The following is a 12901-nucleotide window of genomic DNA, read 5'->3' as shown; positions in this document are numbered from 1 at the left end:
TTATATACTGCATTTTAAAGACAACTAGGGACAAGTTTGTTTACTTATAATACCCAAGAAAATAGAAAACTAAAGGTCATCTTTGCGGCGGGTCCTTATGGGTCCACTAGAAAGTCAGGTTTTCGAGATCAAGCAACGGACATTCCAGTAACTCGCTAGTTAGTCTTTAGTTCCACGAACAATAAACGGAAAATTTACTTTATGTTAGCGAGGAAAAAAGAATAAGTTTGAATCTCATGGTTAAAAGTACAACTATAGGGACTGGTTTTTTATGCTATGGAGTTTTTTTCTCCTTATGTTGTTTGACAATTTTGTAGACTTACTAAATTTTTGTTTCCTATTTTTTTTCCGATTAAATCTCTAATTTTTTGTCTAACTTCTAAGAGACAATGAGTTATTTTGTCTAGAACTTAACATATCGTTTACGTGGGTTCTCCCCCTCTAGTAAGGTGCTAGAAAATTTTACCTCAAACAGTTTCTAATACTATACGTTTGCTGATGTGCAGTAATAGATAAAAATTTCCCGCTTAAAATATAAAACGGAGTGAGCCTTTTTAGACTACTGCAGGAAATACGTAATTAACTATTTATGTAGATACTTAGCTACGCAGTACTAAATTGCCTTCTTGGAACGGAGTCGAATGCACGGCGATAGTTATTTAACGCCGGAGTTTCGTTCTTGGCAAGCGACTTAATAAAATCGTCTGACGAACGAGTTGTTCTTTGTGAACGATTTTGTATAATATCACTTACAAATAGACTACTAAGTCTGTCACTGCTCCTTGTTCTCAAATATTTTTGTGGGTTTTTTCTTGCACTTCGCTTTCTAGACGTCCGATTATAAATAGCATTATGACGAGTTCGTCCATTTAAAAAGTGCCGTAAGTTTTTAGTATTCGTTCACTTGCTATGGTGTGGGTTTAACTCTCGACTGTAGGCTGCAGGATCATTAAAGCGCGCTTCTGTTCGGTTTTCGCTAAACTTACGATAATTACTAGCGAATTTCCGACCGGTCAGTCAATTGCTACTCAAAAATCGTAGTAATTTATGGTTCAAAGATCAGCGAGTTATAGCGCCCTAAGTAATGCATTGTTCAGCTACCCTACGGCTTCGAGCCGCTCGTGTAGCACTTTACCTACTTTACCCCTTTGGCGTTATAAGGTCACGTCAAAAATTACGTCTTCCTCATCTTCCCATAGCACTATACGAGTTATTTCTCGTTCTATTAGGGCTAAAAGTACATGTAAATTGGGTTCGACGACACCATTATGTTTTGAATAACTAACTTTACGTCCTTTCGCTAGGAACAAGAAAGTTACCCATGCGTATAGTTTTAGACAAAAATGACAATGTTTTTGTTATGAGTCGTCTAATGCTACCTAAAGGATCGACCGATCTACGACTTAACTTTTTTTCTTTGTCATAAGAACGCCCAATAGACCTCTCGTCCCTCGCGGGGAATGAGAGTTGGTCACTACAAGGATTAGTACGTAATTTTATACGCAAACCACATTTTAATATGCTTCCGGTATTTCTACTCGCAAATGCAGGCGCGACCTCTCTCTTAAACGCACGACTTGCGGGAATGAGTCCATTTCACATAAACTCAAACGTAGGAAATTCGCTAATACGTGTCGTATTCGGTAGCGTAGAATGTAGGAATAAATTTTTCCCCGACTAGTGAAACCCCTTACATTAGCAACGGCTTGCACTTTGTAGGAAAAACCGGATGTACGGACTTCTAGCTCAGCGAATAGTAAAGTTTCGGTTTATAGGCAGGAAATCACCAAGAATATTTTGCTATAAAGTAGTATTTATGCCGTAATTATTTCTCTACATAGATCGTCACGTTCTTCGTGAATTTTTCGTACGAGGAGTATGACTTCTTGCCTTTTTACATTAATTCAGTGATCCCCTGATAAATAGGCGTAAATTACTCCATGCGGACCAACTATTCCGCGTTTCAAACCGTTCTCTTGCTTTATCACAAAACTAAATGTCCCTACTTTTGCCGATAAAATCAAAACTAAACGGACTATGCGGCTGGTGACGATTATTTGCGGACCGGAGATAATAACTTCGGCTTGCATGAGATATATTTTGGTAACGGCTACCGGCCCCATTCCAGAACTTTTGGTAGTCGGCACTCCATAAACTACTTCTTCTCTTTTTCTAAGCAATACACGTCGCCGTAAAATTTGATAATGAGTTCTTACCCATAAGTGAATGACTAAAATTCAGATATCTAAAACTTTTTTATCTTAATTAAGTAACACTAACAAACAACAGTCGATAGCGACTTTTACTTCAGTGAAATCGAGTTAATTGACTAAATTGGTCGCTTGTCAATCCAGAGTAAACAGTCCTGCTTCACTAGCGACGATAACTCCTACTACGGCTACAAAATTGTTGTTAGAATAGTAAAAGACGACTATACGACCTAAAAGAACCGTTACTCGTTAAGGACCTCGAGAACCTTTTAGTCGTAGAAAGATAACTACTATAGCGAAGGAAACTAACGCTGCTCGACCGACTGGACAAACTCAAATTATTGGACCTTTTTGGTGAATCGCTTCCAATAAGGAACCTTGTTAACTATTTAGACGTATTTCTTCTACGATTAGTATAAGCAACAAATTGATGACTACTATACTGACTGTAACATAACCTACTTCGCGGGCTACACGGACTAAATTAGAATTTCATACGACTACTCCTGCCACAACTAAAACTAATGTAAGTGGTTTTAGACAGAATAAGTCTTGCTACAAATAAATTGAATACAAACTTACTTATAAAACTATCCCTGTTAAGACGTAGGCTTAGACTTATACCTCGACTGAGATCAAGACTTCTACTTCTAAGTCTATCAATAAGAAACAGAATTTATTATCAAGGAATACCATACGGTTCCCCAAACAGCGTTTTAAATGTTGTCCGCATTCGGTTTAAATAAAACCCGCTTGAGTACGTCGCTCAGATATCTTGACAAGTTTTTATCAAACTAACTGTCTCACTTCCAAATAAGAATATTTGTACTACGTTTTCACGAAATATAGCTAATAACCCATTCAAATGACAAAGTCACTGAAATTGTAGACACAATGGTTCAACCAATACTTTCGCTATTTTTGATCTATTCGTCGGGTCTTATTGCAAATATCACCGTCCAAAAGAACGGCGAACCTAAAGTACATCTAGTTGATAGCCTCAACCAAGAAAACTGACAGAATTGGTCGGGTGTTTAGGTCGATTCGAACGTTCCAATTACCAAACGGTTAATTCAACAAATAGTCGATTTATTAGGGTTTTATTGAAGTTCGTTATGTGTATCGAAAAGTGACATGTGCCACTGAACAGATGTAATAAATCTATCGCTTGTTTGAGCCATTACCCAAATTAGCCGTTCACCAACAGTAGTTCTTGATAGGTACACTGTAGTATTCTTGAGTTAAATTAAAAAACCTGAAAGTATTTTATGGAGTTACTTCTTGCGCTTATATGCGAATTAAAGATAGTAACTTATGATACTTATGATGTTAATTAAATTCAGACTAATAGATATAATTTTCTTGGTTCTCCTACAGCAAGTGTTGCAAGTATTGCTAATCCATCATTTATATAGAGTCTGTAAACAAATTCAAGTTATCTATAATTTTTATATAGAATTACTTAAATCTGACATTTTGTAAGTCAGAATAATAACTTTATTGTATCATTTTTTAACATTTTACAGGAAAAAAACACGAGGTGCTGAATAACCTTCATAATACTTTTATCGTAAAAAACAATCATCACATCCACTATGTCTGAATCGAAATTTTTGCTAATTACGAGATCTCGTACTACAGGCTGTTTTTTGGCAAGAATAAAGTGATTGGTTTCGACGAGTTGTTGCACACCTATCGAAGGTTAGTAGTAGTAATCAATTATTTTATAGTGAAGAACTTTAAGAGGTTAGATTGAGTCTGAGGAAAGGACTTCCCAACAATTGATTTGTTGTTTAATTATACCATCCCGTTATATAAGTTTCGGTTGTCTAACTAATAAGGATAAAACCTCATGGTAGACATTTGTTACTTTAAGGTAAGGTCAACCGTCTCAGAGAGTTATAAGGTCATAATTACCGAATACTCAAATACAAGTTCGGTCTATTGGTAACGAATACCTTAGTACATAGAAGGAATCCGTTTTTTAGGTTACAATTTACCCGATAGGGAAACCTGTGTCGATTTCTTCTAAAAGTCCAAGGACCACTATCAGATAAGCAGTGACCTGTAAATTCATAACTGTTACGAATATATGGTCCGAGACCTTCATGTTTTTCGGGGTTCCTCGAGTTTCTCTGAAATGCCCAAAGTGGTCTATTTAGTAATCGTAAGTATTCGTCGTGGTGAGTTGGTCAACTTTAGCTAAGTCCGAAAAACCTAACAAATAATTGTCTCAATTTTTTCGTAGGCTTGTACGTTCAAGCAGAACCAGAGGTAGGGCCGTATGTTTTAAACCTACAAATAAATCGTCTCTAAAATTTCTAGATAGCTTTTGTAGGACTCTATTTGCTAGTTAAATTTTAATAAAATGGTCTATCATAACACCCAGCCTAATTTCATGGACTTAATTGGTAATTACTAGGATAAATGGTCTCACGAAAAAATTCCCAATTATAATGCCCCTTACTCCGACGTAGACGACGTCTATCTTAGCGTGTTCGCCATGGACCACGCGATGACTTAGTTCGGCACAACCTTCCGTTTGGTTGAATAAGCGTAAACCCTTTTGGAATAAACGGGGCGGTTATAAAATGATTATGATATCGAAGTAAAAAATGTCGACTCGTAGTTGGTCGAGCAAACTTTCTTCTGAACCCTAATCTATTTTTTTGCCGTGGTCTTTTTATACGGCTATATTAAAACTCTATCCGGATTGATAACTCCCAATTGGGACACAACTATTTTGATGCTCTATTTAACTCTCACCAAAATAGTTGTGTTCCAATTTCATGATGTTAACTTGATTAGAAGAAAAAATATTTCGCGTCGTATACGATGAAGCTCAACAAAAAAATTAAGTAGTTAAAGGACGGAGTTGTAAAACAAAACGAACTACTCATGTGATTAAAGGAATAGAAATCACTAATTAAACCGTCGAACCAAAAAGTATATTTCTAATATGGGTAGAAGTAAAAACCGAAATTATTAATTAAGAAAATAAAGTAGTCTACGTATGTTGGTCCAAAAACTTTGGAATCGTTTTGAACGTTGACTAAGTTTTAATTATCCATTACTAACAAGAAGGTATCGAAAATTTCGATGATTTTGGGCAAGTTATCATCGTCGGGCAAAAGGTGCACGACGAAGGAAATCTCGGAATTAAACTAAAAGACACGGAAATAAGTAGCGAAATTAAAAGGTTACATGATTATTAATTGAAATTCAACGACCGATGAAGTCATAAGTAGAGTTGTTAAGCAACGGTCGGTAAAACAAAACGTAAAAGTTACTGAAATCGTCAAAGCAGGTCGACCCTAAATACGACAAATTCTATGACGAAACTACAAGATTTCACACGCGTCCAATTTGTCCGTAATCGTACCCCCGTAAAAACAACCCACTCTCCTTCCCGCGTATTCGGTAACCCGTCCCGAACCCAGTATTATAAAAAGAATTCGGTTGCGCGTAATTAGACTAGCAGCCTCCTAAATTGGAACGGAACCTATAGATATTCGAAGAGGACTATTAGTCATTTTCGTCGGAAGTATCAAAGTAATACTTATACCCGTATCGCACGTCAGTAGAGTCCACTGAGTACCGGTTCTATTACAACTTGGTAATGGACACCGTGTGGTCTTAAATAGTAGACCCATGGATAGCACACGGATTTAACTACACTTCTCTTGAAGGTATGGTGGGGCAACCATAGTTATTATAAGAAAAGTTGCCGTTCGAACAAATTTTGAGACAATTATACCCCGCGACTCTGTCATCCCCTAAAACTATGCTGCGTAGGACCCTTTTCTTTGACGTTAGACCTCCGACAAACAGAGTTCATAAGAACGACCCGGTATTGTCGTAGTTGCGTTCGAAATCTCTATCCTTAATTCGCTTGGGAAAATTCAAATAAAAGTAAATGAGATTCTTTGGTTAGTGGTAGTAATAGAAAAAGGTCTGTCAATTTTAACTCTACCGTTTGAAGTGATTAAGCGGACGGTCAAAGGTAGTTTTACTATTGTTTCGCGACGTAGGTTAGTCAATTAGGTAATTCTACGTAAAAATTGACTTGGTCGTGGAGTAACGACTACATGGCACCCTGTTAATAGCACGCAGCTCCTTCTAGACTTAGTTTATACTATCCGAAACGACCGGTCAAATCGGTAAGGAGAACATTCCGTTGGACTATTTTATCGGACTACAAATAATTACAATACGGAGACCAGTACCCCGAATTTGGAAAATTACTATCTTTGGCTTATTTTAGTTGATATTCACGAGCCAACTATAATAATCCCCGATTCGATTAAAGGTCACAAACCTCCATTCTTAGGTCTACTAATTTTGAAGAATATATAGGAGATGTTCAACTTTTCGAAGAGCAACGACGGACATTTGCATGCTTAAAGTACCGACGAAAAAAATTGGTGCATCATCATTGTAAACTTTTACCATTTATTATACGAGGAACCGTACGTCGTCCCGAATTAGGATGTAGTGATCGGTCGGTTTGTAGAAATAGTTCATCCCGCAGTATAAGACTAACCAATGTACCTAATATACGATAACGAAAGTAACCGGTAAGAGGACTCACCTCTATATCACGAATTTCCGAACAAAGTATCGGAATAATAGTTATACGCATATTCACAAATAACAACAAACATACGAACGTACTGGATTAGCAACAACATGGTTGCGGTATAGGGTCGGTCGTAATTAGTTGCTACTTCGTACGCATACTGCTTCGTACACACCTGCTTATATTTTCGATGTAAAAAGTGACTCTTATGATTTATCAAAAAACTGACGACTTATTGCCTCGCCGAGTATCCTTAATTTCAATTACTTATGTATAAGTAATTCGGACAAAACAAAGAATGAAGCAACTCTAATAGTTACGCTATAAACTGCACTTCCAGTTAATGGACCAACCACGATAACTATAAGGAATCGGTCGGTTGTTTTGACCGATTCAAACGGTTCAAATAAGATCTGGTAACATAAACGAAAAGACTGTTCTTGAGGGTTTTGTCGAAGTCTACCAATCGTATCGAAGCCTGCCATGTGCCACTGAATAGTTGTAATAATTCTATAGCTTACTTTAGACATTAACCAAATTAGCCGTTTACTAACAGTAGTTCTTGGTCGGTTGACTTTAGTGTTCCTGAATTAAACTAAAAGACATGAAAGTAATAAATGCGAGGTTGCTATTACCGATTTATATAACGTATATAGATTGCAACACTTGCCTTTAGATTAATCCAGACTAATAGTTTTATTAGTCTGAATTCTATACGCCTAAACTGAACGCGACACTACATTTTTATTGTTGCGGACACATAATTGATACCGGAAATTTACAGGGGAGGGTAGATGACGCGGAGATAAAACTTGGTCGGGGTCGTTAAAGTCGACAAAAAAACAAACGCAGAATGGGTGAGTTTTTTCCTCTTATATATTCCGATTTTTTGGCGGATTATTAACGGTTTAACGACTTTGTTTAAAAGAACCTTACCGTAACTATTTACACCGTTAAGTTAACCCAACAGGCGTTTTTATTCTAATGGTAGAACACATTCACATTTTATAAGAAAACTGAATAAGCAGAATCTCTCAAGCTATGTTCGTACAAATTAATCCAAAAGAAGACATAAACGACCGACAGCTAAATTTATGCCCGATCAAAATGGAACGGATTAATTATTCCGTAGAACGGTTTCATTTCTAATTCGCGACAAAAAGGTAGAAATAGAACATTATAACCTAATCGTGGGCGAGCATTTTCATTTAATGACTAATGTAGTATAACGAAAAGTCGACGTGCTACATTTCGACAAACAAACGACGATTCAGGACGGCGTAGTTACGGGGGACAAAAAAATTGCTACAGATAATTAAAATAGCAGAGAAGATTTAATGGAAATCGGCTTCGGACAGCTTAACCTCCAAACTACGTAAGTTTCCTATAATTCTTTTTTCGTCTTTTGGATATATCCAACATCATATCAGTTATTTTACTATAGCGATTATTTCGATCGCTATGTAGATTTTAATCACTGTCTATTTACCTGGCTATCAATACGTCGTTTCGGTCGAATCGTAAATTTAACCTACCAATTTAGCCTCATACTTTACCAACCGCTCTTTCTTGCTAAACCCCTTTAACTAAATTAGGCGAAGACACGTCGAGAAAGCCAGTACTAAATAGTAATGGTTCGTTTTATATATCTTTTAAGATGCCTTTTGAGACGAAACCGATGAACAGATATATTAAAGTGATTTAAACCCATGGAACCGCAACTGGAAAAGAAGTAGTATTCACCAAAGCACTAAAAACGAAGACGAAGACCCGCGTGATCAAAAGTTAAATCATAAAGATCTTAATGATCTTATATAGGTTGTATAACCCAAACGCATAGCTATTGACGAAATTATCGTTAATAAGAACTCCCGTGACGTTCAGTTTAATGAAAATTTATGACCGAACGGTTAGAATGAGAAAAATTATGTGCTAAACCGTAACTTCTATAGCTACCCCAGATAACCTGAGACCCTCATCTTTAGTTTAAGATAAAGAAATAAAAACACAACGACCACACATTGGAAAATTTTATAATATCCCAAACCTATTGATATACCGAGTATAATTGGTAATCAAAGAATGAAAAATTTGTTGGTAAGAAGAATCCAACCAAATAAAGTGGACTTATAAGAAGTATAAAATAGCGGCCCTAACAAAAAAAAGAGCGTTGTGCTCCGCCTATAGTTCACAAAGTATAGTAATAGGAGAGGTAGTGAGAAAATTAAAGGAGTGAATCTCGATACCTCCGTTATCTACCTAAATATAACGTAATACCACAAAGACTCTATCTGTCTAAATAACGACACCCTCAACATACCACAGAAATGAAGGACAAGATAAATTAAAGATAAGCATTCAAATAGTACTCCCTGTGACATAAACACAACCGTAATCCTCCTTATTGGATAGGTAACATAGATGACGTGTTAGCCCGACCATTTTTGTATATACTAAAGAAAAGGCCCAGTTGAGTTTCCGGAAAAGAAAATTAGAGCTAGCGATAAAATTACAATAAACAAAGTGAAGAGTAAGTAGAAATGAACCTCGCTTTTTATCGTCTATTTGAATTCAAAATGAATTAAAGTCGTCCACTTTTTCGCTAAATAAACATATCCTTCCATCTATCTATCAACAGCCGACCCGCCGAGTTTAAAGTGGTGTATCTATAAAAATAATTCATGAACGACAAATCTAAAATCGTGAAATTCTAGGTACAGGGTTTTCCTTCTACTAACCCAAATATAAGAGCCTGTAACTCTAATTTTGGTAGCTATGTTAAACCTACAAGAATATTAGTAATTGTTTTTATTATACTCCAATATTATTACAAGTCATTTTAGTCTTATAGGTCTTGTTTAGGCAGAAGAAAATTTCTTCTATATGGACTTCTAGATCAGTTCCGTTAATGAATATACTTTACACCAGCCAACGTTAGTCGGCTTTTTTATTAATTTCTCGAATAACTATAAAAACTTATAGTCAAACTTCTTAATTAATTGAGGGGAGAAGTTATGGTTTTTTGTTTATTTGTATGAGATAAAGATTTGCTTCATCATTTTGAAATAGGACTATTGCTGTACCTAAACTAACTTTAAGAAGATTCATTACCTCGATTAGGTACAAACCGACTATCACTGTACTACAGCCGATATTGTAATCGACGTCTATACCCATTTTTTTTACATAATCTTTGAAATTAGCGGAGGTGTGATTCTAGTAGTTACTTTTATATTTGGGTACTCTCAAATTTAGGACTCAAGCACCCGAGGCATAGTACCTCGGGACCGATGTTTTGATGTTTTTATTGTACACTGAGTAAGTAGTGCTCATTAGTTTATTTAGTTATGTCGATTTTGGCGATATTTATTAGGTTTGCTAATATTGAGTAATGAAAATTTCTCGGGATAAAAGAGTTAAAATAACCGCGCTATCCGGAATTGTTGTATCCCAGGGAAAAGATCAAAATCTGTTATTTGAGTTAAACTGGATAATATTATGTATTATAAACAAAAAATAAGTGGCTCTCGGTAACAATACAGGTTGGGTGTGAATCTTGTTCTCTTAAATCTTTTTTTGTTGTTCCTTCGCCGAATATAAGTCTACTAGCAATCAAATCTGTTTCTCCTAGTTAATCGCCTTTAAGATTAGTAACTTTCTCTTCTTCTTTAATTTTTTCTAAACTATTTATTAAACCTTTTACTACTCTTAAGTCTTTTCCTTCGTGAACTTCTATGTTACAAATATTTATTTGGAGTTTTTTTCCTTCTCCTTCTTCTTCTCGGACTTGATTAACAACGTCAAGATCAAATACTAGGTAGACCGTTCTACGAGCGAATGTCATATCCCGCTCCGAGACGAAGTCTATGAAAAGTACTGTAAAGAGTAGATTTATATTTATTTTTACTAAAATCGTTTCTATACAACCGTTGCTAAGCTCGACCACCTTAACCCCGTCAACTTCTTTTTATAGGGCCTTCATCTTGAATAGTTCTATCATACGAGCGTTTCAAGAACTTAGTTTATAGTTTTCTAGATATACCTCTACTATAACCCGTTGCGTTTCCCCTTTTACGTGCACATCTTGGTCGTTTATTTCGGCCTTTTTTACTTGTGCGTGATGTTCTAGTACTCTTATACCTGCGAGGCGGTGAGTGTCGTAATAGTCTATGGTATTGGGTTCGTTTATTTACAAGATTCTCAAAATGAGATCTGTATCCCTTAAGACTTTCGGGACTTTATCTCTCGTTACTAAGTTTTCTTTGATATTGTGGTGAAGAATCCATCATTAATCCGTAGTCGGTAAACGTAAGATTATCGCTAAGTTCCTATTCGATCACGCAATACCAATAGTTTGTTCTCCCCCGTTATGGGGCCGGGAGGAGCAGATCTTCTTCTAAAATTTATTAACTTCTAAAATATAAATAACCAGGTAAACCGAGTAGTAGTCGTTATCCTAAAACTATTTATAATTTAAAATGATTATAACTACAATGATTTCATAGTCTACCATGTCTGTTTTCTAATGGCTACTTAAGCCATTCTCAAAAATATTTAAGACGTTGTCTTAAAAAGTAAAGAACTTATAATACCTTGGATAGTTATAGAAGTAACGCTTACATACTTTGTAGATGCAAAAATTACCAAAGTTTGTTTACGACTCCCAGAAATACTACGGAATTACGCAGAAAGTAATTTGAACTTTAGAGTTCTGTTCATATTGGTGGTAAAAGATACTCAGCAAGATATTTCGTTCGGTGAAGTACAAGTATACGTAGGACTCATTCCCAAACAAAGTTATCAACATTAGCATCTTAAAATAGGTCTTCAAAGCGTAGGCATGAACACACTCAGCCTAGATGGGTGTAAGGACACCAGAACAAACAATAATTCAAGAAATATCTCTCACTTACTCACTTAGGTCTTGATAACAAATCCAAAAGTATCGTGTATTATTTCACTAATAGAAATATATAAAGTTTGTATTCCTAAAGATATTTTCATTTTCTTTCACGTCAAATAGTATTCTAATATTTTTACGAATAAAACGCCTGTTTTTATCTATAAACAAAAACAGTGGTTCATATTAATTTAATATGAATAAAAACTAAATTTCCGAAGACAACTATAAGTATCTGTCTCAGCAGTCCTTTAAGATAACCGTATGGAGGACGAGGTTTATTTCTCCAATAACTTAAAGGATTTCTTTTTAGTCATAAGAGAAAGAGTATTATCGCTACCCATTAATTACGATCAAGAAGTAGATTATAAAATAAACGTAGTAAAGCAAGTCGGAATAGACCGAGAACTAAAAGTCGATTTAAGTCATTTAAGGTATCTAACATTGCGTTGCAAGGTATACTCAGTAACGAATCTAAATAAGCGAGACGAAATCGAAATTTTCATGCTGGAACCAGTAGATAGTAAAGCGGTTGAAGTCGGTTAGGAGGATTAACTACTTAATACGATTCTTCGTAGAATTATAGAAATCATAATTCTCAAAACTACAGAAATCGAAATTTATTATTAAACACTTATCGTCGAAGACTTTAACTCTGTAGTACTCGCTGATTTATCGATTAGTTGACGTTTAGGGAGCAAGATGTCCGCTCTAGATTTCGTTTTAGAGGGTAACATAATTATCCTATTCATTTAAGTTGTGGTACAAAATGCTCTTACAAATCGTAGCACATTAGTTAACAAAAGAATCTATTTTGGCTCCTATTTCCTCTAACTAAACACCCCCACTATTAACACAATTACTTTAGACCCATATGAAATTCGTAGAGGAGACGAAAAAGCATCTTTAACAATATGTGACGTAGTTGTTTACATATTTTAAGTCCGAGTTGTGATAACACAAAATGTATATAATGAAATCCTCGTTGTGGGTAATATTAGGAGTTTATTCCATGATTTATTACAGTTTGCTCTAATTTTTCTCATGTTTCTTAGCTAATGAGACAGTTATTTTTGATATAATATAGAAAAAATTGGGTTACTTAAATGATGTATTTTTGATCGCTATTGGTACGACGGGATTTGTCCCCGTCCCGCTAAAGTAGTTTCAAATTCTTATCTTGTCTAACTATACTCTTAAGGATCTACAAAT

Annotated in this window: 1 protein-coding gene; it reads right to left on the bottom strand. The window is 35.5% G+C overall.

What is annotated here, in order from left to right; all coding sequences use genetic code 11:
* Positions 1-10420: 10420 nt before the first annotated feature.
* Entirely contained in the window at positions 10421-10633 is a 213-nt protein-coding gene (locus tag DGG96_RS19115; protein WP_133249347.1) for a hypothetical protein, read from the bottom strand.
* Positions 10634-12901: the final 2268 nt, after the last annotated feature.

This window comes from Legionella qingyii, assembly GCF_003184185.1.
Note: the sequence above shows the minus strand (reverse complement) of the source record. Positions and strands in the feature narration are given on the sequence as shown.